Genomic DNA, 23805 nt, shown 5'->3' on the forward strand with positions numbered 1-23805 from the left:
GCATGGGCATTTAAGCTTGATCTGTTTAGCTTTATCTACAGATATGGCTTAGAAAAATGCGTATTTAATCCCCAGACCCAGCAGCATACTTGATAGCAGCGGTTGCAACACTTTATTGGGTAAGCGGCTGCTCAGTTTGGTGCCCACATGAATGGCGGGTAATGAGCCTACCAGCAGCGCACCCAACAGGGCGTAATCTACGTTACCTAGTATCATATGACCCAAACCTGCAACCAGCGTTAGTGGTACAGCATGTGCCAAATCAGTACCAATAATGCGAATGGCACTTAAAGCTGGAAATAGGGTCAATAAGATAGCCGCGCCAAAGGCACCTGCACCAACCGACGATATGGTTACGCAGAAGCCCAACAGCATGCCCATCACAATGGTAAAGCGATAGCGGTGTTGATTTACAAACTGGCGTAGTGGGCCATCTGTTGTGTCGTGAATTTTACGAATTCGACTTTTTAACAGCAAAACACCCGCAGTCAGCATCAACATTACGCCTAAACTGTGTGTAAGCAGGTCTGCATAGCTTTCAGGTGACGGAAAGTAATTAGCCAGTAGCCATACAGTTACGGCAGAAACAGGTAAGCTGCCTAGGGCTAATGCCCCAGTGATTTTCCAGTCAACGGTCTTTTGCTTTTGGTGTGCAATCACACCACCTGCCTTGGTGATCGAGGCATAAAGCAGGTCAGTACCAATGGCAATATGAGGCGGAAAACCAAAAAGCAGCAACAATGGAGTCATTAGCGAGCCGCCGCCAACACCTGTTAAGCCAACAGCAAGACCAACGGCAGCGCCCGATAAGACATAAAGTAAGAAATCCATAGAGCCCCGTAAAATGAAAAAACACAATCTGAAAATGGATGTGCGGGCTAATCTATCTTGTCTGGCATATTCTTAAAAGTAATGTTTGCTTATATTTTTATGGCATAATATTCTTAAAAAGTTAAAGTTTTCTAAAGGAAAGGCGTAATGAAGTTACAGCAGCTGCGTTATATCTGGGAAGTTGCACACCACGATCTGAATGTGTCTGCAACGGCTCAAAGCCTTTACACCTCTCAGCCGGGTATCAGTAAACAGATTCGTTTATTAGAAGATGAGCTTGGAGTTGAGATTTTTGCGCGTAGTGGCAAGCATCTCACGCGAGTAACGCCCGCAGGCCAAGAAGTGCTTGAACTGGCAGGCAAAATTTTGCGTACGGTCGATAATATAAAACAGGTCGCACAAGAATACAGTGATAATAAAAAAGGTAGCTTAACCTTAGCCACTACCCACACACAGGCGCGTTATGCACTGCCTTCTGTGGTACGTGACTTTATTACAAAATACCCTGATGTTGCTTTACATATGAAGCAAGGCACACCGATGCAAATTGCTGAAATGGTGTCTGAAGGCGCAGCAGATTTTGCTATCGCGACTGAAGCAATGGAGTTATTTAGTGATCTGGTGATGCTGCCCTGCTACCGCTGGAATCGCTGTATTGTTGTGCCTAAGAATCACCCTTTAGCGCAAATTAAAGGCCCGATTACTTTAGCGCAAGTGGCTGAGCATCCCATTGTGACCTACGTGTTTGGTTTTACTGGACGCTCAAAGTTGGATGATGCCTTCAGTGCTGAAGGTTTAAAGCCGAAAGTGGTGTTTACCGCGGCAGATTCTGATGTGATTAAAACCTATGTGCGCATGGGTATGGGCGTCGGTATTGTGGCGCGCATGGCTTATGACGAAGAGATGGACGATGACTTAGTTGCTGTAGATGCTAGCCACTTGTTCCAGTCTAGTACCACCAAAATAGGCATACGTCGCGGCACCTTTATGCGTGGCTATATGTATGAGTTCGTTACCCGCTTTGCGCCTCACATGACCCGTGATTTGATTGATCAAGCGTTAGCTTGCAGCGCAAAGTCAGATGTTGAAGCGCTATTTGCAGATATTGAACTACCCGTACACTAAAACCGTTAAGCAATCACTCAGAACGAGAAAAGGCCAGCAGATGAGCTGGCCTTTTTGTAACTTACGACAGCGGTGTTTACTTTTGCAGATTGCCCGCATGTAAGCCACACTCTTTGTGCGTCGCCTCTTCCCACCACCAGCGACCTTCTCGCTCATGTTGGTTAGGTAGCACAGGGCGTGTGCAAGGCTCGCAACCGATACTGGTAAAGCCTTTCTCATGTAGCTCATTGTAGGGCACATCAAACATACGGATAAACTCCCAAACCCGTTCAGAGCTCCAATTCGCCAGTGGATTAAATTTCACCAATGGACTCTCTGCGGTGCCAAAAGCCTGATCGTTCTCAGCAACAGGTACTTGGTTACGAGTGCCAGGGCTTTGATCTTTACGCTGGCCTGTAATCCAAGCATCTAAAGTACCTAGTTTACGACGAAGAGGTGCAACTTTACGCACACCACAGCAGCCTTGGTGTCCATCTTCATAAAAACTGAACAAACCTTTCTCTTTCACAAAAGCTTCTAAGGCTTGATGCTCAGGTGAAACCACATCAATTTGAATGCCATAGTGTTTGTTTACTTTGTCAATAAAACGATAAGTCTCAGGGTGTAAGCGCCCAGTATCTAAAGAGAACACTTGCAGTTTGCTGCGGTCTTTGATCACTTTGCAGGCCAGCTCTATCAAAATAACATCTTCAGCACCGCTGAATGAAATGGCGATATTGTCAAATTGTGCCAGAGCTTGTTCGATGATTTTCTTAGGTGACTCAGTGTCAAACTCCAGCGCAAACTGGTTGGCGTTAAATGTGCTCATATGGGTATCCGTTATCACAGTCTTTATAGTCAGGTGAGGGTGATTTAAGCCCCCCAAACCCGAGTGTTATTAGATTTTGGCTATAAGTTATCAGTTGCTTAGAAGAAAAATAAATAAAAAGTACTTCTATGAATATACCTATTCGAGTACCTCGCTTGAAAAAGGCAAACCATATACAGGCTATCTACCACTTATGCTCTAGTCTTGTGCATCGCTTACTGCTCTAATTTATGCGCTATATATGATACGCTATCGCGCATCCTATTCAGTGTTAAGAAAAATACCTAACACTGAAAAACATACCCTAACTAAAAAATATAAGGACAATACCGTGGAACTGGCATGTCTTGACCTTGAAGGTGTTTTAATCCCTGAAATTTGGATCGCGTTTGCAGAGAAAACGGGCATCGACGCGTTAAAAGCAACCACCCGTGATGTACCTGATTACGATGTGTTGATGAAACAACGCTTACGCATTTTGGATGAGAACGGCCTGAAACTGCCTGATATTCAAGCTGTGATTGCTGAACTAGAGCCACTAGAAGGTGCAAAAGAGTTTGTTGAGTGGCTGCGCGAGCGTTTCCAGTTAGTGATTCTGTCTGACACTTTTTACGAATTCGCAGCCCCGTTGATGAAGCAGTTAGGCTATCCAACGCTGCTATGTCATAAGCTTGAAGTGGATGAAGAAGGCCGTATTACGGATTACACACTGCGCCAGCGTGATCCTAAGCGTCAATCGGTACGTGCATTCCAGTTGTTAAACTACCGCGTGATTGCAGCGGGTGATTCTTACAACGACACCACCATGCTGACGCAAGCCGAAGCTGGTATTCTGTTCCATGCGCCAGACAATGTGATTGCAGAGTTCCCTCAGTTCCCAGCGGTACACACTTATGAAGATCTGAAAGATCAGTTCTTAAAAGCCAGTAACCGTAATCTGACAAAGTAACAGTGTAATTCTGTCTACTTGCGCCCCAGTGCTCTTTGCTGGGGCTTTTCCTTATAGCACCTTTCTTGCTTTCAAAACCTGCCTCCAGCTAAAGCCCGTGATCACAGTTCTTTTAGCGCACTTGTATCGTTTAACTTAATTTATGTAAATGAAAATATTTCTCAATTGAATTGTAAAGGTTATGCTTTCAGTATAGGATGATAATGGTTCTTATTTGTAGGGTTTTCCTATTATGCTTAAAGAAACTTTCAGCAGCATCGATAACTTCACGCTGTATGACTTAATCCAAAACCGTCGTTTTGGTGTTGAGTATCAGCCGATTATTGAGATGAAAAGTGGAGAGATTGCCGCATGGGAGGGCTTGGCACGTTTTTATGAAAGTAGTGGTGATGCCCTGCGTCCAGACTTAGTTTTTGAAGCGCTACATGCTGATGAGATGAGCCTGTTCAATATGGAATATCAGATGAAATGGCTACAGCTCACCTCTGCGCCTGTGGGGGATAACTTATTCCTAAACATTGACCCTCACGCCTTTGCACTTTTTGGCGGCGATGAACGTAATCCTTTATTAGAGTTACTCAAAGGAAAATCACATCTTGTGGTCGAGATTATTGAAAACACAGATGCCAGTGATGCGCTATACAGCAGCGGCATGGGCAAAGCTTATCGGGATCATGGCTTAAAAATTGCCCTTGATGACATCGGTGCGCCTAACAGCATGCTCTCTTTTGATGTTCTGCTCAGTGTTGACTACCTCAAGCTTGATCGCTCATGGATTAAAAACAAGCGTAAAGATAACCACGAGCACCTACTACATGCACTTTGTAACTTTGCACGAGCTAGTGGTAAAAAACTGATCTTGGAAGGGGTCGAAAACGAAGCCGATTTGCGCTTTGCTCAGCATTTGGGAGTGGATTATGTTCAAGGCTTTTTATATCGAGAATTATTCAGATTAGAGCGTCATTGAGTACAGGTTTAACTGACAGAAGTTTATTGGGCAAAACATGCTACTAACATGCTTTGCCCTGCTGGAATGAAAGACCACGACAGTTTTTTAAATACTGATTAACACTACCCCGCAAAACATTAAACCAACAGCCACACCACGTACTACAGACAAACGCTCTTGCAGCCAGATTATGCTGGCTAACACACCGATTGGAATACTGATTTGTCTGAACGCCACCACAAAACTCACTTCGTCAACCAATGCAAAGCTCGCCAATATCAGAAGATAAGTCAACATGATGAAAATACCTGCTGCAATGGCCCAGAGTGGTTTAGTTAACAGTAGGTAAGCCTGTTGGCGTTGCTTGCTTTGGCTTAATGCCCAAGGTGCTAACCATAATAAGCAGCTCATACCTTGTAATAACACATAGGTCGCACCCGCTTCGTAAGCGGTCATTTGAGACGCTTGCGTTAAAGTTTGCACCGCAATCCCATCCACAATCGAATAACCTGTAGTGCCTAAAGCGGCTAACAAAACAAACAGCATGGTCGGTTGATAGTAGTATTGCCAACGCCAATCTCTAATATGGGTGAGTGGTGTTAATATCGCGCCTAGGATGATTAAACTTAAAGCTAAAAAATGATAAAGCTGTAGATGACTTTGCTGAAAAATAAACCAATAAACCAACGGCACAAAAGCAACGGGCAGCGCTCTAGCGAGAGGGTAGCTCAGCGAGAGATCGCCTTTTTCATAAGCCCAAGCTAAGCCGCTGACATAAATGGCCTGAAAGAAACCAGACAGCAAAAGCCAAAGCCAAAATGGTTCAGATAATGCGGGTAAACGTTGCCAAACCCATAGCAACCACGGGGATAGGATCAGCACCCCAAATAGGGTGCTGAGCATGAAAAATGCTTGGCTAGGTGATTGTTTTTTGCCAATTAAATTCCAGCCTGCATGTAAGCAGGCTGAAATAATCACCAGTATGATGGCCTCAAAACTCAAGGCTGCTCACCTGCTTGTAGACGCAAGTTGATTGCTTCAATACAGGGCACAATATCGGCAATACTGTCCACGACATAGTGTGCGCCTGCCTGATAAAAGCGCTGATAAGCTTTCTGACGAAGAGTATTTTGTTCTGTTTCAGATAACCCTTGCCACTGTGAGAGTGGTAGGCCGACCTCGTTACCGCTGACGGCAACCCCAATAGTCCACATGCCTGCACTTAGGCCCTCTTCAATCCCTGTCAGGGTGTCGTCAATTTTGATGCAGGCAGAGACATCGCTTACGCCAAGTTCAATCGCATTTTTCAGTGCCATATGAGGGTAAGGGCGACCTTTAGGCACATCTGTTGCGCAAACATTGCTTTGCGGTTGATAACCTTGAGCCGCAGCATTGGCTACAAGCCCCTCAATCATACGGCTGGCATAGCCTGTATTCGCACCAATGGCGATCGCTTGTTGCCTACACCAATCCAATGTTTCAAGTAAACCCGGAATGAGGGCGCTGCATTCTGCTATGGCTGCAATTTGTAGCGGAACGAAATCTTCATATAAACGATCAATGTCTTGCTCGCTTGGATACAGCCCATGAGCCTGCTTCCACGCGTCTCGTACACGGGGCATGGCGCAAAGCTGTCGAATATGTTCACGTTTTTCAGCCCCCATAGGTGCGCGTGCTTCTTCAATGCTAATTGGCACCTTATTTTGGGCAAATAGATTTTGAAAGGCATGAATAGGGGCCATAGAGCCAAAATCAACAGTGGTGCCTGCCCAATCCATAATGATGGCTTGTACGGGGCCGATATAACGACGGGTAAAATGATACATACTGACTCCTAAAAAATTACACTGAGCAAATAAAACAATTACGCAGTTACAGCGTTGTGTTCTGGCAGTTCGGCATAGCCGCTTTCGATCTGCATCTCATCTAATACCGCCGAAATGGCAACTAAAACTTGATCAATCTGTTGGTCATAAAGCTGGCCAATACAACCCAATCGGAAGCTATCAACCACTGTCAGCTTTCCTGGATAAATGACAAAACCATGAGCTTTAATACGGTTGTAGAAATCATCAAAGTTAAAATTAGGATGCTGAGGAGATAAGAAAGTCACGATAATAGGCGACAGCCATTGCTCATTAAGCAGTGTGCTGAAGCCCATTTGTTTCATACCCGCCACCAAGCGCTGTTGATTGCGTTGATAGCGTGCTAAGCGCCCAGCAACACCCCCTTCTGCTTGATGCTCTGCCAATGCTTGCAAAAAGGCCGCAACCACATGTGTTGGCGGCGTAAAACGCCACTGGCCAGTTTTCTCTAAATATTGCCATTGGTCATACAGGTCCAAACTCAAAGAGTGTGCTTGACCTGCACACTGAATCAGTATGTCACGGCGCACTAAGCTGAAACCGAAGCCGGGAACACCTTCAAAACATTTGTTGGCAGATGAGATTAGCGCAGCAAAAGGCAGAGTTTGTGCGTCAACTGGGATCGCACCAAAAGCGCTCATAGAATCAATAATTAAAAGACGGCCTTGGCGCGCCACAACCTCAGCAATCTCTGATACGGGATTTAGAATACCTGAGCTGGTTTCACAGTGAATGAGGGTGACATGCGTAATATCTGGATCAGCTTGTAAAAGCGCTTCAACCTCATCTGGCATCGGTGGCAGGTAATCACCCTTATCGAGTACAACATGCTCACGTTTGAGATAAGCCAAGGTTTTCGCAATACGCTGCCCATACGCCCCATTCATCAGCACAAGCACTTTGCCTGTCTGAGGAATCAACGTACCCAATGTGGCTTCTACGGCAAAGGTGCCACTACCTTGAATTGGAATACACACATGGGTCTCTCTGGCATTGGCTACAGTCAGTAGCTGCTGGCAGAGTTGATCTGTCATTGCACGAAAGTCGGCATCCCATGAGCCCCAATCACGTAACATGGCCGATTTTACGGTTTGAGTTGTGGTAATTGGTCCCGGTGTCAATAAATAAGGAGGTTGTGCGTGTGTCATTAGATTAGTCCTTGTATTGGTATAGACCAGATTTAAACTTTCAAATCAGTCCAACTAAATTAAAGTTATGGTTTTTAGATTAAAGATTTATGCCGAGCGTTAACGACTACGCCAACCTTGAGTCACAACCAGCAGTTTTTGAGATAGCAGCCAGTGCAGCCCTTTTATCAATAGGCAGGTGGCTAAGATCAGCACTGCCATTGCTGCCGCAGGTGCGGTATTGCCCGCCTCATCTAGGTTCATCACAGTAATAGAGGCCAACATACTGTCGCTAGAGTAAAGAAACACCACTGCCGATACTGTGGTCATCGCATTCACAAATAGATAGACCGATATTTCCAGCACCGTTGGTAAAGACACTGGTAGGGTTACGCGCCAGAAAGTGATATAGAACGGAATCTTTAACGAGGCTGAAACCGATTCAAACTCAGCATCAAGCTGCTTAAGTGCGGTAATAGATGTTAAGTGACAAACCGTGTAAAAATGCACCACAGAGTTCAACACCAAAATAGCCATAGTGGCGTAAATAAAATGAAATGGGTTATCAGCGGCATTAAAGAAAAAGATATATGACAGACCTAGCACCATTCCCGGTACTGCCATCGGAATCATCGCCATCAAATGCAGCAGGTTACGTACAGATTCAAAGGCACGCCCCTTCTCGACCAGGTAGGCGTTAAAGAAGATGACACCTGTGCCAATTAAGGCCGTCCAAGCGGCTAGTTTTAAAGAGTTAAAATAAGCCTCCCAACTGGCACCTACCGCTTCAAAGTCGAAGTGATTAAAGGTTAGCGTCATGTTGTACGGCCAAAAACTGACAAAGGCTGCGTAAATTGCCATCGCGGTGATCAGTAAAATAGCCAATACCACCGTACAGCAGAACACAAAAAATAGACGATCTTTCAATGGATTGGCTTCAGGTACAAAGCTCACCGCACGGGCAGACTGCATCGACACTTGTTTTTTCTGCACTAAACGATCTGCCGCAAAAGATAGCAGTGCAGGTAGTAACAATATGACCGAAACCACCGCTCCCATTTGGAAATTTTGTTGCCCTACAACCTGCTTATAAATATCGGTTGCCAGTACATTAAAGTCACCGCCAATCACTTTGGGTACGCCAAAATCGGTAATCACCAGTGTAAAGGCAACAAAGCTGGCACTGATCAATCCATACTTGGCATTAGGTAGTGTTACGGTGAAGAAAGTACGCAGGGGGGAGGCTTTCATCACCTTTGCCGCCTCATAAAGACGAGCATCAGCATTAGACAGCGCAGTAATCAACATCATCAAAACATGAGGGAAAACCCAAAAACACATGCCCATGACAATGCCGATTTCACCGTAAATAGAGCCCCCCATTAACACGGGTTTCAAAACGCCTTGGTTGCCGAAAAGATAGATCAAGCTGATAGCAGGCAACAACGAGGGCGCAAAAAGAGGCAGTAAGGTGAGTGCCCGCAAACTCTTCTTACCCGGCATACAGGTGCGAGTGAGACCATAAGCAAATAGAAAGGCCAGCACTATCACAATAAGCGTTGATATTAGCGCGACCTGTAACGAGTTACTGATAGAGTCAAACAAAACAGGGTTGCCAAAATACTGAGCAAAGTTATCCAGTCCAACAAATGCACCATGACGATCTTGCAGGCTTTTTATGAACATACTGCCTAGAGGCAAAATCAAGCTCACCGCTAGAAATACCAGTGCTAGTACAATGACTAATCGTTGTATCAGATCCTGAGGACTTAGCCTTGCTGAAGTGGCTTTAGGTTGTGCTGCCAATATCATGCTGCAACCTCAACACTTTGCGGCTGTTTAAAAGGCGTGCTGTCATTGCGCTCATACACTTGTATTTGATCAACAGGCACTTTGATGGTTAGGCGATGGCCTACAGTCAAACAGTCCAAATTGGCCTGTTGAACGGCAATGTCTACATGGATAGGTTGTTGCACTAACTCGGCATGGTTGGTGTGCAGTGCGATCTTCAGTCGGAAAAAGCTGCCCATAAACTCACTTTGTAACACTTGACCTTGGAAGTAATGTGCTTGGGCGTTACTGTGAGGCTTGAGAGCACTCTTAGGGGCTGCTGATTCATGATCAAGGTCAGTCTGAGCATGATTAAATGGTACTAACTCCGCCACTTCTGGGCGAAAGGCCAGCCAAGCCTTAGATTTTTGTGGTTTCTGTACCGGCCCATGATTCAATTCAAAGCCCAAGGTTTGATGGGCAGTGTTGTGATGCAGCTTGTAGTGCACCAGTTCAGATCCCATGCGCACTTGTTTGCTGTTTAAGTAATGGCAAGGCAGCAGGTTCATCGTACCGACAAAATTTGCCACAAAGGCGCTATTGGGACGCTGATAGATCTCTTCAGGGGTGCCCACTTGCTCGATAATGCCGTGATTCATCACCACAATTCGATCAGCCATTGTCAGCGCTTCTTCCTGATCGTGGGTCACCATAATGGTGGTAATACCCAGTTTTTGCTGCAAGCTGCGTATCTCTTGACGCAGGTGTAAACGCACTCGGGCGTCCAACGCTGATAGCGGCTCATCCAGCAATAATAAACTCGGCTCAGTGGCTAAAGCCCTTGCTAATGCAATACGTTGTTGCTGGCCACCTGAGAGTTGCGAAGGGTATTTTTCCCCCACATCAGGCAAGCCAATGGTATGTAGTAACTCACGCACTTTTTTCTGAATTTGGTTTTTATCCAGCTTTAAACTACGTAAACCATAGGCGATATTGTTAGCTACGGTCAGGTTTGGAAATAGCGCATAAGATTGAAATACTATGCCAAAATCGCGCTGCTCAGGCGGGAGCAGAGAGACATCTCGGCCTCCTTGCCAAATTTGACCTTTGCTTTGAAGGTCTAAGCCTGCAATAGCGCGTAATAAGGTTGTTTTACCGCAGCCTGAAGGCCCTAGAAAACAGACAAACTCGCCCTCTTTGATCTCCAGTGACACCTCTTTCAGTGCAGCAAAGCCGCTGTAGTGTTTCCAGAGTTTTTTGATCTGTAGATAAGGGGGTGCGGATAGCGGTCGCTGAATCTGAGCCGTCATATCATTCTCCGTGTCATCAATTAAAAGCGTTTAACCTAGCTCCGCATCCGCCTGCATTAGCACAATAAAACAGATGGATGCGGATTAAGCTGGCTTACTTCGGATCGCTCTTGCCATCAAAACGAGTTTGCCATTCAGCCAAAATGGCGGTGCGATTCTGGGCAGCCCAATCGAAGCGGTTGTCGATCATTAATGTTTCTGGGTTCGCCGGATAATATTGAATTGGCTTAGCAACCCCCGGCATCGCAACAACAGCAAAGTTTTTGTTGTACATTTCATTCGCGGCTTTAGACACTGCAAAGTCCATCAGCTTTTTCGCCGCTTCAAGGTTCTGCGTGCCCTTCACTATCGCAGCGGCCTCCATATCCCATCCTAAGCCTTCTTTAGGAAACACAACGTCCAAAGGCGCGCCTTTCTTCTTCAAACTTGCACCTTTATAGGCAAAAGAGATCCCAATAGGTGTTTCACCTGCCGCAGCTAATTTGCAGGGCTTGGAGCCTGAATGGGTATAGCGCGCAATGTTGTCATGCAGGCGGGTCATATAGTCCCAACCTTTTTGATCGCCAAACAGTTGCAACCAAGAGGAGACATCTAAAAAGCCCGTACCTGACGACGCTGGGTTTGGCATCACAATATGGCCTTTATAGATAGGCTTGGTCAGATCCTCCCAGCTGGTTGGCTTAGGTAACCCCAGCTTTTTCGCTTCAATAGTGTTAAAGCACAGCGCACCCATCCAAGCGTTCATACCCACCCATGAAGGTTGGGCACTATTGTCGCGGAATTTAGGTGACAAATTTGTGACACCCTCAGGTGCATAAGTTTCTAACATCTGCTCGTCTTTAAGGATCAGCAGGCTAGTAGCTGCTAAGCCCCAGACTGCATCCGCTTGTGGGTTAGCTTTTTCAGCTAACAATTTTGCGGTCACAATTCCTGTAGAATCACGCACCCATTTGATGTGGATTTCTGGATAAGCTTTATTAAACTCACGGGCGTACTCTGCGAGCTGTTCGGTCTCTAGTGCGGTGTACACTTTGAGCTCGGTCTGGGCATGTGCCGCAATGCTAGACAGTGCCAAGCTGCTGGCTAGGCTGACAAGAGCTGTTTTGATCGAAGTTGTTAAGCGCATAATGAACATTCCTACTTATTTGGTATATACCAGAAATTAACAGCCAATTGTTTCAAATATGTGATGAAAAAATGAATTTTTATCACAAGAGGTTAACCGCTTCTCTTTTGGCAACGGGCTAACGCGCATCGGCGCTGAAACTGGTCATCATAAGGGTCAATCTGACCAAAACGATGGGGCTGCAAGGCGGATAGATCGGTGAATGTCTGCTTACCTTGAATCAATTCTGCGATTAATCGTCCCAAGCCACCGGATAGACCGATACCTGCACCAGAGCAGCCTGTCATCACTAAAAATCCCTTAATCAAAGGTGTTCCGCTGTCGGCTTGGAAATAACCTAATAAAGGCAAACCGTCAGGGGTATAGCTTGAAATGCCTGAGATATAGTGTTCAATCTTGGCATCGTTCAACTCTGGAAAAAATGGCAGCAAACTTTCATAGCCTGCTTCAAGGGCTTGCCAGCCCTGTTCATCTTGCCCAAAGCTGAAGCCGTCAAGTTGATTGGGTAGCTGATTAGGCGAGCAATACACAGGCGTTTCATCCCGTAAGCCAAAAAGTAAGCCGCCTACCTCTGGTCGAGCGTAAGCTTTGGCTTGAGGCAAAATCACCATTGGTGAACCCATTGGCACAGTTTGACGTTGGTCGGTGATCCAGTAATGGCTGCGTACGGAGGCCATTGCCAGATTTACCCCGACTTGCTTAGCTAAAGCTGTTGCCCAAGGCCCTGCGGCATCGACAACATAGTCGGCGTATAAGCGCTCACCACTGACCAGTTCTACACCTGTCACCCTATCACCCTGCTGTAGCAACTGCTTAACGCGCTGATTTTGGCGAATGCGGCAGCCTTGCAAACGTGCGACCTGCCCGTAAGCCGTCGCTAACTGATAAGGGTCAATAAACCCATCTTCTGGTAGATACAGCGCCTTAGCGTCAGTAGGCAAAGCTAGCCAAGGTGCTTTTTGTTGAGCGTCAAATACTGATAGCCATTCTGTTTTAAGTTTTTGCTGCTTGGCTGTTGCTGCGGTTTGTTCCAGCTGAGCAAGCGACGCAGCATCACTGCCGATATGCAAACTTCCCACCTGACGATAAGGTAAGGGCTGGCCTAGTTTTTCACCAAGGGCTTGAATGGTATTAAAAGTTTCGCGTACTAGATCGGCCAAAACAGGTTGCTGACGAGCGCGGGTTAAAAGTGCTGCGGCATAACTTGTTGTCGCAGAGGCCAATGTATTGGCCTCCAATAAAGTGACGTCTAAATGAGGGTGTTGGCTGAGTGCATAAGCGGCTGAGCAGCCCAAAACTCCACCACCAATGATAATGACGCGCTGAGCCATAATATTGATCTCTTTATTATCTGGTATACACCATATAATAAAGTGCATCTATTTCATTTTGATGACGATAAAAAGACAGTGAGCACCCTTTGATGATAGGTATAACTAAGGTCGAACCTAAGGCTTAGGAGGTTTTACACTGACCACTACTTTAAGTGCGTTGTGCAACCAAAACTCTTCATCCAGCTCTAGAAACTCACCTTGTTGATCATGACAGATACGGCGCATATACAAGCTGGCACAGCCTGTGTTGACATTCAACTGTTGGGCAATGGCCGCGTCTAATGTTTGTGGGTACATCTCGATGTAGCGTTCGGCAGGCTCTAATTGATAGTGTTGGCGTAGCAGCTCCCAGAGCGACTGATTTAAAGAGTGGCTGAGTAATCCGGCGCAGTGTTTAGGGTTAACAAATATTTTCTCGACTAAGCAGGGGCGGTCGTTGATATAGCGTCGTCTGAGAATCTCATAAACAGGGGTGCCCTCTGCTAGTCCCGTTAGTTGAGATAGCCATTGTGGCGCTTCTACTAATTGCTTGCTTAGGGTTTCAGTGCGTGCATGAAAGCCTTGGTCTTCGACATAACGCACAAAGCCGATGTCTCGGCTAGGGTCGTAATCAATGCGTTTAGGTGCAACAAACCAACCTCTACGGTTGGCGCGAAAAATTAAGCCTTCAGCCTCAAGCTGAACCAATGCTTGCCGAACTGTAACTCGCGTAATGTCAAACTGCTCTGAAAGCTGACGCTCTGCTGGAAGTTTATCGTTGGCAAGCCAAATTCCAGAGTGAATTTTATCGGCTAATTGATCTCTAACTTTCAAATAAACTGCACGTTTTTCAACCGCTTTCATCAAGGCTTAAATTCCGAGGTATTAATGGGGCTAAAGAGTTAATATTTGTGACTTAATCTATTGCAATATCATGACACCCAGATGACCTTGCCGCAAAACCGTTTAATTGAGATTGACTTATAACATGTCAGAAATAAAAGAAATTCTAGCAGCATTAGCACCATTTGGCGGCAACAAGATCATCATATCAGTCTTGTTGATCGTGGTGGGCTTGTTGCTGCGTTGGTTATTGGTACGTTTAATTCGTCGTTATTTGACAGAGGAAGAAACACTACCCAAACGTTGGATCAACACGGTAACGAATATCACCAGTCTACTGATTCTGGCGGGGCTGGTATTGGTGTGGTTGTCTGAGCTGCGCTTTATCGCCCTGTCGGTTGCTGCGTTTGTGGTGGCATTGGTAGTGGCAACCCGTGAACAGATTCAGTGTTTTTTAGGGGCGCTTTATATTGCCAGTAGCCGTGCGTTTAGTGTCGGGGACTGGATCAAAATAGGTGGGCACTATGGTGAAGTGGTCAGCAGTGATTGGTTATCCACCACTTTATTGGAAGTGGATATGGAAACCATGAGCTACGGTTACACGGGGCGTACCTTGATACTACCCAATAACCAGTTTATTGCAGGCACTGTGCAAAATTTGAACTTTATGCGACGTTACGTGGCGCACTCTTTTCAGATTATTTTGGAACCGAAAGAACTGAATCTCAAAGAAGCCAAGCACCAAGCGCTCAGTTCTGCCCAGCATTATTGCAGTCCATTTAAAAGCGTTGCAGAGCGCTACAGCACTCTGATTGAGAAGCGCTTGGGCATTACGCTAACAGGCCCTGACCCCAGTGTGCGTATCTTAACCAACAGTGGGGCAAAAAGTCTGTTAGTGGTCACTATCTTCTGCCCGACTCAAAAAGCGGTTGAGCTAGAGCAGCAGATTACAGAAGACTTTATGGATTATTACTATCAGCAATTGCAAAAAAATCGTAAAAATCAGGACAGTACAGCCCGTGTCGAAAAAGAATAACGTCGCGTAAAATTCACCCCTTTTGACATTTGTTGTACAATCGCGCGTCTTAACTACTTTTAAGTCTGTAGCGGTTAAGCGGATCATCTTTTTTATCCTTCATTGATTGGTTGTTATGAGTTATCAAGTACTGGCGCGAAAGTGGCGTCCTAAAAATTTCCACGAGCTAGTCGGGCAAGACCATGTACAACGTGCCTTGGTCAGTGCGCTTGATAACAACCGCTTACACCATGCTTACCTGTTTACGGGGACGCGAGGGGTGGGTAAAACCACGATTGCGCGCATTATCGCCAAGTGCCTAAATTGCGAAACGGGCATTACCTCTCGTCCTTGTGGTGAGTGCAGCAGTTGCCGCGAAATTGACGAAGGCCGCTTTGTTGATCTGATAGAAGTGGATGCAGCCTCGCGCACCAAGGTTGAAGACACCCGTGAACTGCTCGACAACGTGCAATATGCGCCGTCCCGTGGCCGTTTTAAGGTTTACCTGATCGACGAAGTGCACATGCTCTCTACCCACAGTTTTAACGCCCTGTTAAAAACACTGGAAGAGCCGCCGCCCCATGTTAAATTTCTGTTAGCGACCACTGACCCACAAAAGCTTCCGGTTACAGTGCTGTCACGCTGCCTACAATTTAACTTGAAAAATATGCCGCCAGAACGGGTGGTTGAGCATTTGACGCATGTGCTAGGTGCTGAACAGATCCCATTTGACGAAGCCTCGCTTTGGCTGTTAGGCCGTGCCGCTGATGGCAGTATGCGTGATGCTTTGAGCCTGACCGATCAAGCGATTGCATTCGGGCAAGGGCAGATCAACGCCAGCCAAGTCAGCGAAATGTTAGGCTTAGTGGATCAGCGCCATGTCACCGCATTGATAGAGCACCTGATCAACCGAGACACGCAGGCACTGCTGCAAGGGGCCGCACGCTTATCAGAACAGGCGGCTGACTTTGAAACCACATTGGCTGATATGGCGCTTTACCTGCACCGTATGGCAATTGCGCAACTATTGCCGGATGCGGTCGATAACGGTTTGGGTGACAAAGCTCAGGTGTTGGCGCATGCGGCACAGATGACCGCTGAAGATGTGCAGTTGTACTACCAAATCGCCATCAAAAGCCAAGAAGACCTACGCCTAGCACCCGATCCGCGTACCGGTTTTGAGATGGCCTTGATTCGTATGCTGGCCTTTGCCCCGCAAGGGGTGCCTGTGTCGCAAGGCAGTGCCCCCGTTAGTTTCTCGCGGGAACCGGATAAAAAAAAACAGCAATTAGCGGCTGAGCCAGCACAAGCGCAAGTTGAACAGCCGACAATTCAACCAACAGCGCAACCAACAACGCAACCAACAGCGCAACCAGCAACACCGCCCGTTACAACAGCCCCTGCCAGCACACAAGAAGCGCCAGCCGCTGTTGATCTGATTAAAAATGCCCGCGCTGCCTTGGCGCGAGGTAATCAAAATGCAGCTCAAGCACTTAGTGCTCAACAGGCGGCTGTTTCAGCGCCTGTGCAAGCAGCGGTACAAAAGCCTGTGCAAGCAGCGGTAGTTCAAGCTGAAAGCGCGCGACCACTTGGTGATATTCCCCCTTGGGAAGAGTTGCCAGATAGTGCCTACGAATCTGTTCTAGCGCCTACTAGCCCGCCGATGATTGAGCCTGCTGTTGCGCCATCAACAGCACCTTCAGCAGTGCCATCAGCCGCACAAGCAGAAACCAATATTTATCAAAAGATGATGCCAGAACCAATGCCTGTGCCGACAGCACCTGAGCCTGCATTGGTTTCAGCGCCACAGAACATCCCAACGCCTGAAGCAGCGGTTATAGACAACGAAGCAACCCCCGCCAATATCACGCCTATGGTCGCACCTTGCCCAACCGAGCTGCACAATAATCAGCACTGGGTGATGTTGTTAGATCACCTGCCTTTACGGGGTTTTGAACGCACAATTGCCGACAATGCCGCTCTGCAAGAGCGCAAAGACAGCGTATTGGTGTTTGGTATTTCAGAAAATGTGCGTAACTTTATTAATCCTGCACGTATAGAAGAGTGGCAGCGCGCACTACAGCAAGTGTTGCATGAAGCATTCACCATTGAGATTGTCACCTTACAGCCCAATATGGACACACCTTCGCAGCGTAAAGAGCGCTTGATTGCCCTGCGTAAGCAGCAAGCCGATCAACTGTTTATGCAAGATGACAATATTCAACGGCTGCTGAATGAGTTTGATGCTGAGGTGAACTTCCCCTCCATACAGCCCTTAGTCTAATGAGTGAAAGAAACTGTAACCAAGGGTTCAATCTACGGTCTTAATCTTGTACGGATAATTACGCGAGCCGCGCAAAAACACTGATACAATGAACACCACTAATCTCCATAAAATTGCTGAATAGAGGACAACACTATGTTTAAAGGTGATATGGGTAATCTGATGAAACAGGCCCAAGAGATGCAAGCCAAAATGCAGAGGCTGCAAGAAGAGGCGGCCATGCAAAAAGTAGTGGGCGAATCGGGCGCAGGCATGGTGAAAGTTGAAATGAATGGTCGCCACGACGTAAGCGCTGTCACCATTGACCCTGCTCTAATGTCAGAAGACAAAGAGATGCTAGAAGACCTGTTGGCCGCAGCCGTAAACGACGCAGTACGTCGCGTTGAAGCTAACACACAAGCCAAAATGGCAGAGCTGACAGGCGGCATGCAGATGCCACCAGGTTTTAAAATGCCATTTTAAAACGCTTTGCTATACAGCTAAAAACTACAACCTTTTCGATTACGCCAACACTGGGAGACCTTATGGCCTTTAGCCCATTAGTAGATCAACTGATTACCGCACTGCGCTGCTTGCCCGGTGTGGGGCCTAAATCGGCACAGCGTATGGCGCTACATCTGCTAGAGCGTAATCGAGAAGGCGGCTTTCGGCTTTCACAGATATTAGACCAAGCCTTAGAACAGGTGGGTCAGTGCCAAAGCTGCCGCACCTTAACAGAAGAACCCATCTGCGGCCTTTGCCGCAGCGAGCGTAGAGACAACAGCTTGCTTTGTGTTGTAGAAACTCCCGCCGATCAAATCGCTATGGAACAAGCGGGTGGCTTTAATGGCCGTTACTTTGTGCTAACAGGACATTTGTCCCCCATTGATGGCATCGGCCCTGATAGTCTTGGCCTACCTTTATTGGCTGAGCGCTTGAGTCAAGGTGTTGTACAAGAGCTGATATTAGCCACTAACCCCACCGTAGAAGGGGAAGCTACCGCACACTACATCGCCGACATGATTGAACACCTGCCCATTAAAGTAACTCGACTGGCGCACGGTATCCCAATCGGTGGTGAGCTGGAATATATCGACGGTGGCACCCTGAGCCGCGCTTTAGCTGGCCGCTTACCTATGGTATAACGCCAAGCATTTTGCCCTTTTTTACATTTTTATGCTGAGTCGGTCATGGAAAACACAACCGCACCAAAAACGCAGCCCGATCTGCCTGCACAATCTTTAACCCCTGCTGATGAGCAAGCGATCGCCTATCGTTTTATTGCGGATGACCAACTACTCGCAACTTGCTGCCAACAGTGGCTTAACTGCGACTTTATCGCCTTAGATACCGAATTTATCCGCGTGGACACCTACTACCCAAAAGCTGCGTTGATTCAAATTCAAGATGCTGAACACTGCTGGTTAATTGACCCCCTTAAAATTACCGACTGGCAGCCTTTTGCAGCTTTACTCACCAGCGAACAAGTGTTGAAAGTGCTGCACGCCTGCTCAGAAGACCTAGAAGTGTTTCGCAGTCTTACAGGGGTTGTACCAGCGCCCTTAATGGACTCACAAGTGGCACTTGCCTTTATGGGGGAAACCTTATCGGTCGGTTATCAACGCATGGTTGCTACTTGGTTGAATATTGACCTACATAAAGAAGAAACCCGCTCTGACTGGTTGCAACGCCCACTCACTGATTCGCAATGTGCCTATGCCGCTGCCGACGTGCACTACCTGTATCAGATCTGGCCTTTAATTAAAAAACAGCTTGAAGACTGCAACCGTTATACTTGGTGCAAACTTGATTGTGAGCAAATCAGCCAACAGGCGTTATTGCCACCAGATGATGAGTTTTATTTTTTACGCATTAAACAAGCGTGGAAACTGTCACAAGAAAAGCTAGCAGTCTTGCAAGACATCACCTGCTGGCGAGAGCAGCAAGTGCGCCTGCGCGATATTCCTCGCAGCCGTTTACTCTCAGATAATCAACTCTGGTTATTGGCCTACAAACTGCCCACCAACCTATTTGAGTTGAGCAAAATTGAAGGCTTACGCCCTAGTCTAATCAAACGTGAAGGTAATGAAATTTTAGATATTATCGAGCACAGCCGCACTCGCTCACAGGCGACTTGGCCTGACTCTATACCTTCACCCATCGGGCAGCCTTATCGCGACTGGTCAAAAGCTTTAAAGAAAAAAGTGCGCGAAATAGCCGACAACCAAGACCTCCCCCCCGAGCTTTTAGTGCGTAAGCGTCAAGTCGAACAAGTGCTTAACAAAGCGATTCGTGGTGAATTAAACCAGATCCCCGCCGAGTGGACAGGCTGGCGCGAAAGCATAGTGGCACAACCCTTGTTTGCATTATTGAATAAACTGGCCTCGCGTTAGTCGACCGCTGAGCGCCTGTTCATTTGTGGAACCCGTTATTTAAGGTAGTCTAGCCCCTACCTTGAATAACGATATGCGATGGATGAAATGGAGTTTCTGAGCGATGGCCTCACCTAATCAAACCTCTAATTTTGATTTCTTGGCAGAGCACGACCCCTTGTTTGTCGAACTGGCACTCTCAGCGGAACGCGCTTTTGCCAGCGACCCCAACACCACGCTGATAAAACTACGTCAACTAGGCGAAGCCCTTGCCCAGCATCTTGCAGTGTTAGCAGGAATCACCTTTGATGGCCAAACGTCACAGGCTGATCTGCTCTATAAAATTAACCGCGAGTTAAAACTAGAGCCAGTGGTGCGAGAGCTGTTTCATACGCTACGGATTGAAGGCAACAAAGCCACGCATCAATTTAAAACACAGCACAAAGAAGCGATTAACGGTCTTGTTGTTGCCCGCAAACTCGCCATTTGGTTTCACCAGTCCTTTGGTAAAGCGGGGGTTCAATTTAAACCCAGCCCCTTTGTTGCATTCACTGACCCCAGCGAACAACTGCGTAAACTGCAAACCGAGATGGCACAACTCAAAAATGAGTTACAGCAAGCCAATATCGACTTGGGTTCAAGCCAGCAACTGAACGAACTGATCGCCAAAGAAAAAGAGGAATACGAAGCACTTGCCCACGCGATGGATGAAGAGTCTCGTACCTTAGCGCAGCAAGCCGCACAACATGAGCAGGCACTTCGCCAACAGCAGCAAACCTACGAAGCCAAAATCAAAGCATTACAGGCTCAACTGGCAACGCAAGATGACAAAGCCCAAGCCAACCAGCGGCAACAACTTAGCCGCAATACACAAGCCGCCACTCAGCATATTGTACTGGATGAAGCCTTAACCCGTATCTTGATAGACCAACAACTGATCGAAGCGGGTTGGCAAGCCGACAGTGAGTCACTCAGTTTCAAACAGGGTACTCGCCCTGAAAAAGGCCAAAACCTTGCCATTGCCGAGTGGCCAACGCAATACAAAGGGCAGAAAGGCCGAGCAGACTATGTACTCTTTGCAGGCTTAACCCCTATTGCCGTAGTGGAAGCCAAAAAAGAAAACACCAATGTCGCAGGCAAAATCGCTCAAGCTGAACGCTACAGCAAAGGTTTAAGTGTTACTCCGCCTTTAATTCCCGCTTGGGCGCTACAAGGGATGACCATTGCTTGGCCTGATGATGAAGAAGGGCATTACAACATCCCATTTGTTTACTCCTGCAATGGTCGGCCCTATGTACCGCAATTGGCCGAACAATCGGGTACTTGGTTTCGTGATCTGCGCCATCCTGCCAATCTGAAACGTGCGCTGCCGAGTTTTCACACACCAGACGGGCTACTTGACCTGTTAAAGCGCAGTAAAGAGGCCGCGCAACGCACGTTACAGGCCGAGCCTTTTGGCTATTTAAAAGTGCGTGATTATCAGCAAAAAGCCATTAACGCGGTTGAAAACACATTGGCTCAAGAGGTGCGTAGCGCCCTATTGGCAATGGCAACAGGCACAGGTAAAACGCGCACCATTATTGGCCTGATGTACCGTTTTTTAAAAGCCGAGCGTTTCAAGCGCATCTTGTTTTTGGTGGATCGCACTGCATTAGGACAGCAAGCCCTTGACGCTTTCAATGAAGCGCCATTGGAACAGAACCATAGCCTCTCCAAGATTTACAACGTGGCAGAGTTAGGTGATATGGCCGCAGAGGCCGAAACCCGTGTGCAGGTTGCCACCGTACAAGCGATGGTGAAACGCATTTTTATGAGCGACAATCCGCCGCCCATTGATCAATTTGACTGCATTATCATCGACGAAGCGCACCGAGGTTACACCCTAGATCAAGAGATGACCGAAGGCGAACTGGCCACCCGAGAGGTTAGCCAATACCTGTCCAGCTATCGCCGTGTGCTGGACTATTTTGATGCCTTTAAAATCGGCCTAACCGCCACGCCAGCGAAACACACCAGTGATATTTTTGGTAAACCTGTTTACACCTACTCCTACCGAGAGGCAGTGGCCGATGATTGGCTGATTGATCACGAACCGCCCATTCGCTACGAAACCCTGCTCACCCAGAACGGTATCCGTTTTGATAAGGGTGAAACCATCAGCGCCATCAATACCCAAACGGGCGAAGTGCAAAGTGCCGAGCTAGAAGATGAGCTGAGTTTTGAAGTAGACGCATTTAACCGTCAGGTGATCAACGAAAACTTTAACCGAGTGATCTGTGAACAGTTAGTACAAGAGCTTGACCCCTTTGGGGATGAAAAGACCTTGATCTTCTGCGCCACCGACCTACATGCGGATATGGTTAAGCGCCTATTAGACCAAGCCTTTAAAGACCTCTACAACGGTGAATACAACCAAGCTGCCGTGGCTAAAATTACAGGCCAAAGCGACAAAGTGGCGCAACTGATCCGCCAGTATAAAAACGAACGCTACCCCAATATTGCCATCACCGTAGACCTACTCACCACAGGGATCGACGTGCCCAAAATTTGCAACTTGGTATTTATGCGTCGAGTAAAATCACGCATCTTGTACGAGCAGATGATGGGGCGCGCCACTCGCCGCTGTGACGAAATTGGTAAAACAGTGTTTCGCATCTACGACCCCGTTGATATTTATGCAGCGTTGGATGACGTGAACACCATGAAACCACTGGTGAAAGACCCCAACATCAGCTTGGCGCAACTGGTGACAGAGATCAGCAACCCAGAGCAACTAGAGCGCGCACTGAACGCCCCCGGTGACTCACCCGAGCAAAGCCATGCCGACGTGGTACTGAGCCAACTGAGCCAAAAAGTGATGCGCGTGTTACGAAAAGCAGAGAACAAAGCCGACAACAACCCCGCGTTGAAACAAAAGCTAGATGAGCTGCACAACCTATGGGGCGTTGAACCCAAAAGCCTGCACACACATCTACAGCAGTTGGGGCCAAGGCAAGCAGCGGATTTTATCAGCCAGCACAGCGGACTGCTTAACCAGCTAACAGAGGTGAACCGCTTATTGGGCAGCGAGCGCCAACCCGTGATTTCAGAGCACCACGACGAACTACGTGAACGCAGCCAAAGCTATGGCGTACACCAAAAGCCAGAAGATTACTTGGACAGCTTTAATCAGTTTATCCAACAGCAAATCAACCAAAATGCCGCGCTCTCAGTGGTGGTGAACAAACCCCGCGACCTCACCCGCGAACAACTTAAAGAGATCAAACTACTACTAGATGGCGCAGGTTACAGCGAAGTTAAACTGCAAAGCGCCATCCGCAACCAAACCAACCAAGACATTGCCGCCAGCATCGTCGGCCATATTCGCCGTGCGGCATTTGGTGAACCTTTAGTTCCCTTTGAACAACGCATCGCACAGGCCATGCAGCGCCTTTACCAACGCCATAACTGGCAACCCGCTCAACGTAAATGGTTAGAGCGCCTAGCCAAACAACTGGTGCATGAAGTGATCGTCGACCGCGAGTTTGTGAACCAGCGCTTTGCCGAACAAGGCGGCGCCAAGCAGTTCGACAAGGCACTGAACAATCAACTGGATACCGTACTGGAAGAACTCAGCGACGCCATTTGGCCAGCTGTTGTTGCGAGTAATAAGTTTTAATGAAGCTTAGCAAAGGAAATAAACTGATGGAATATATAGTAAAATTAACAATAGTCACTTTGTTAATGTCGCACCGAGAAATAAGGCGGCTATTTTACGCATTTTTTGGAATGCTGCTGTTTTATACTTTTTTATTTATTTTCTCTACTATTTCTAGCCCTCTATTCGCTAGTGATGATAGCCGAAGACTAATCTTAGGTTGCAAGCAGTTGTTAGCGCAATGCACTGATCAATCAATGATAGCTCTGTAATCATAAAGCGGAGCTATCTTTATGTACTATTCAATTCAATGTATTAGCCAGCGCACTGGCCAACTCCTCAAAACTTATCAATTTAAATTTTCAGACGATCAGGCAGCAAACCAAACCAGCTTAACTCTTGGTAAAGCAATAGTTTCCTACCAATGTGACCGCTGTAGTTACTGGCATCTTTGCCCTGAAGAGCGCCACACTCCTAGCGAAACTTGCCACTATTGCACCAG

The 23805-nt window shown here is 47.2% G+C and carries 19 protein-coding genes; 9 read left to right on the forward strand and 10 right to left on the reverse strand.

Annotated features, from left to right (window positions below):
* Nucleotides 1-48: 48 nt before the first annotated feature.
* Nucleotides 49-831: a sulfite exporter TauE/SafE family protein gene (locus tag B5D26_RS05480; RefSeq protein WP_078744717.1), complete on the reverse strand. Its 783-nt coding sequence runs from the start codon at nt 829-831 to the stop codon at nt 49-51.
* Between the two features lie 147 nt (nt 832-978).
* Here B5D26_RS05480 and cysB point away from each other — a divergent pair, with 147 nt between their 5' ends.
* The gene (gene cysB / locus B5D26_RS05485) at nt 979-1956 is read left to right on the forward strand and encodes an HTH-type transcriptional regulator CysB (protein WP_078744718.1); all 978 of its coding nucleotides are present in this window, start codon (nt 979-981) and stop codon (nt 1954-1956) included.
* A gap of 76 nt (nt 1957-2032) precedes the next feature.
* Here cysB and B5D26_RS05490 read toward each other — a convergent pair whose 3' ends face one another.
* Nucleotides 2033-2764 carry a phosphoadenylyl-sulfate reductase gene (locus B5D26_RS05490; RefSeq protein ID WP_078744719.1) on the reverse strand — a complete coding sequence of 244 codons (732 nt, stop codon included), beginning with the start codon at nt 2762-2764 and terminating at the stop codon, nt 2033-2035.
* 331 nt (nt 2765-3095) lie between these two features.
* Between B5D26_RS05490 and thrH the strand changes: the two genes are divergently transcribed.
* Nucleotides 3096-3713, forward strand: a complete 618-nt coding sequence (gene thrH, locus B5D26_RS05495) for a bifunctional phosphoserine phosphatase/homoserine phosphotransferase ThrH (protein ID WP_078744720.1) — start codon at nt 3096-3098, stop codon at nt 3711-3713.
* Nucleotides 3714-3945: 232 nt separating this feature from the next.
* Nucleotides 3946-4680, forward strand: coding sequence for an EAL domain-containing protein (locus B5D26_RS05500; protein WP_078744721.1), 735 nt, complete (start codon nt 3946-3948; stop codon nt 4678-4680).
* A gap of 87 nt (nt 4681-4767) precedes the next feature.
* Here B5D26_RS05500 and B5D26_RS05505 read toward each other — a convergent pair whose 3' ends face one another.
* From B5D26_RS05505 to B5D26_RS05540, 8 genes are all read right to left on the reverse strand, one after another.
* The gene (locus B5D26_RS05505) at nt 4768-5664 is read right to left on the reverse strand and encodes an EamA family transporter (RefSeq protein WP_078744722.1); all 897 of its coding nucleotides are present in this window, start codon (nt 5662-5664) and stop codon (nt 4768-4770) included.
* Nucleotides 5661-6488, reverse strand: a complete 828-nt coding sequence (phnX, locus tag B5D26_RS05510; protein WP_078744723.1) for a phosphonoacetaldehyde hydrolase — start codon at nt 6486-6488, stop codon at nt 5661-5663. Before phnX ends, B5D26_RS05505 begins: the two co-directional genes overlap by 4 nt.
* A gap of 38 nt (nt 6489-6526) precedes the next feature.
* Nucleotides 6527-7675 carry a 2-aminoethylphosphonate--pyruvate transaminase gene (locus B5D26_RS05515; protein ID WP_078744724.1) on the reverse strand — a complete coding sequence of 383 codons (1149 nt, stop codon included), beginning with the start codon at nt 7673-7675 and terminating at the stop codon, nt 6527-6529.
* Between the two features lie 99 nt (nt 7676-7774).
* On the reverse strand, nt 7775-9466 hold the full coding sequence (locus tag B5D26_RS05520) for a putative 2-aminoethylphosphonate ABC transporter permease subunit (RefSeq protein WP_078744725.1): 1692 nt from the start codon (nt 9464-9466) through the stop codon (nt 7775-7777).
* Nucleotides 9463-10734, reverse strand: coding sequence for a putative 2-aminoethylphosphonate ABC transporter ATP-binding protein (locus B5D26_RS05525; protein ID WP_078744726.1), 1272 nt, complete (start codon nt 10732-10734; stop codon nt 9463-9465). Before B5D26_RS05525 ends, B5D26_RS05520 begins: the two co-directional genes overlap by 4 nt.
* Nucleotides 10735-10828: 94 nt before the next feature.
* The gene (locus B5D26_RS05530) at nt 10829-11860 is read right to left on the reverse strand and encodes a putative 2-aminoethylphosphonate ABC transporter substrate-binding protein (RefSeq protein WP_078744727.1); all 1032 of its coding nucleotides are present in this window, start codon (nt 11858-11860) and stop codon (nt 10829-10831) included.
* Between the two features lie 92 nt (nt 11861-11952).
* Nucleotides 11953-13191, reverse strand: coding sequence for an NAD(P)/FAD-dependent oxidoreductase (locus tag B5D26_RS05535; RefSeq protein ID WP_159445601.1), 1239 nt, complete (start codon nt 13189-13191; stop codon nt 11953-11955).
* 117 nt (nt 13192-13308) lie between these two features.
* Entirely contained in the window at nt 13309-14037 is a 729-nt protein-coding gene (locus tag B5D26_RS05540; RefSeq protein WP_078744729.1) for a UTRA domain-containing protein, read from the reverse strand.
* 124 nt (nt 14038-14161) lie between these two features.
* Here B5D26_RS05540 and B5D26_RS05545 point away from each other — a divergent pair, with 124 nt between their 5' ends.
* The 6 genes from B5D26_RS05545 (at nt 14162) to hsdR (ending at nt 23324) form a co-directional block, all read left to right on the forward strand.
* Nucleotides 14162-15052: a mechanosensitive ion channel domain-containing protein gene (locus tag B5D26_RS05545; protein ID WP_078744730.1), complete on the forward strand. Its 891-nt coding sequence runs from the start codon at nt 14162-14164 to the stop codon at nt 15050-15052.
* 115 nt (nt 15053-15167) lie between these two features.
* Nucleotides 15168-17315: a DNA polymerase III subunit gamma/tau gene (gene dnaX, locus B5D26_RS05550; RefSeq protein ID WP_078744731.1), complete on the forward strand. Its 2148-nt coding sequence runs from the start codon at nt 15168-15170 to the stop codon at nt 17313-17315.
* A gap of 135 nt (nt 17316-17450) precedes the next feature.
* Nucleotides 17451-17777, forward strand: coding sequence for a YbaB/EbfC family nucleoid-associated protein (locus tag B5D26_RS05555; RefSeq protein ID WP_078744732.1), 327 nt, complete (start codon nt 17451-17453; stop codon nt 17775-17777).
* 62 nt (nt 17778-17839) lie between these two features.
* Complete coding sequence (gene recR / locus B5D26_RS05560) at nt 17840-18439, forward strand: recombination mediator RecR (RefSeq protein WP_078744733.1); 600 nt, start codon at nt 17840-17842, stop codon at nt 18437-18439.
* Between the two features lie 45 nt (nt 18440-18484).
* A complete protein-coding gene (rnd, locus tag B5D26_RS05565) occupies nt 18485-19687 on the forward strand; it encodes a ribonuclease D (protein ID WP_078744734.1) in 1203 nt (400 codons plus the stop codon).
* Nucleotides 19688-19790: 103 nt separating this feature from the next.
* Entirely contained in the window at nt 19791-23324 is a 3534-nt protein-coding gene (gene hsdR / locus B5D26_RS05570) for a type I restriction-modification system endonuclease (protein WP_078744735.1), read from the forward strand.
* Nucleotides 23325-23805 lie beyond the last annotated feature (481 nt).

It is taken from the genome of Oceanospirillum multiglobuliferum (genome assembly GCF_900167095.1).
Taxonomy (GTDB): domain Bacteria; phylum Pseudomonadota; class Gammaproteobacteria; order Pseudomonadales; family Halomonadaceae; genus Oceanospirillum; species Oceanospirillum multiglobuliferum.

What these genes read in the sequence shown, in the direction of transcription:
- B5D26_RS05480 (WP_078744717.1), bottom strand. Translation starts at nt 831, where the DNA reads ATGGATTTCTTACTTTATGTCTTATCGGGCGCTGCCGTTGGTCTTGCT.
- cysB (WP_078744718.1), top strand. Translation starts at nt 979, where the DNA reads ATGAAGTTACAGCAGCTGCGTTATATCTGGGAAGTTGCACACCACGAT.
- B5D26_RS05490 (WP_078744719.1), bottom strand. Translation starts at nt 2,764, where the DNA reads ATGAGCACATTTAACGCCAACCAGTTTGCGCTGGAGTTTGACACTGAG.
- B5D26_RS05500 (WP_078744721.1), top strand. Translation starts at nt 3,946, where the DNA reads ATGCTTAAAGAAACTTTCAGCAGCATCGATAACTTCACGCTGTATGAC.
- phnX (WP_078744723.1), bottom strand. Translation starts at nt 6,488, where the DNA reads ATGTATCATTTTACCCGTCGTTATATCGGCCCCGTACAAGCCATCATT.
- B5D26_RS05515 (WP_078744724.1), bottom strand. Translation starts at nt 7,675, where the DNA reads ATGACACACGCACAACCTCCTTATTTATTGACACCGGGACCAATTACC.
- B5D26_RS05520 (WP_078744725.1), bottom strand. Translation starts at nt 9,466, where the DNA reads ATGATATTGGCAGCACAACCTAAAGCCACTTCAGCAAGGCTAAGTCCT.
- B5D26_RS05525 (WP_078744726.1), bottom strand. Translation starts at nt 10,734, where the DNA reads ATGACGGCTCAGATTCAGCGACCGCTATCCGCACCCCCTTATCTACAG.
- B5D26_RS05530 (WP_078744727.1), bottom strand. Translation starts at nt 11,860, where the DNA reads ATGCGCTTAACAACTTCGATCAAAACAGCTCTTGTCAGCCTAGCCAGC.
- B5D26_RS05535 (WP_159445601.1), bottom strand. Translation starts at nt 13,191, where the DNA reads ATGGCTCAGCGCGTCATTATCATTGGTGGTGGAGTTTTGGGCTGCTCA.
- B5D26_RS05540 (WP_078744729.1), bottom strand. Translation starts at nt 14,037, where the DNA reads ATGAAAGCGGTTGAAAAACGTGCAGTTTATTTGAAAGTTAGAGATCAA.
- B5D26_RS05545 (WP_078744730.1), top strand. Translation starts at nt 14,162, where the DNA reads ATGTCAGAAATAAAAGAAATTCTAGCAGCATTAGCACCATTTGGCGGC.
- dnaX (WP_078744731.1), top strand. Translation starts at nt 15,168, where the DNA reads ATGAGTTATCAAGTACTGGCGCGAAAGTGGCGTCCTAAAAATTTCCAC.
- B5D26_RS05555 (WP_078744732.1), top strand. Translation starts at nt 17,451, where the DNA reads ATGTTTAAAGGTGATATGGGTAATCTGATGAAACAGGCCCAAGAGATG.
- recR (WP_078744733.1), top strand. Translation starts at nt 17,840, where the DNA reads ATGGCCTTTAGCCCATTAGTAGATCAACTGATTACCGCACTGCGCTGC.
- rnd (WP_078744734.1), top strand. Translation starts at nt 18,485, where the DNA reads ATGGAAAACACAACCGCACCAAAAACGCAGCCCGATCTGCCTGCACAA.
- hsdR (WP_078744735.1), top strand. Translation starts at nt 19,791, where the DNA reads ATGGCCTCACCTAATCAAACCTCTAATTTTGATTTCTTGGCAGAGCAC.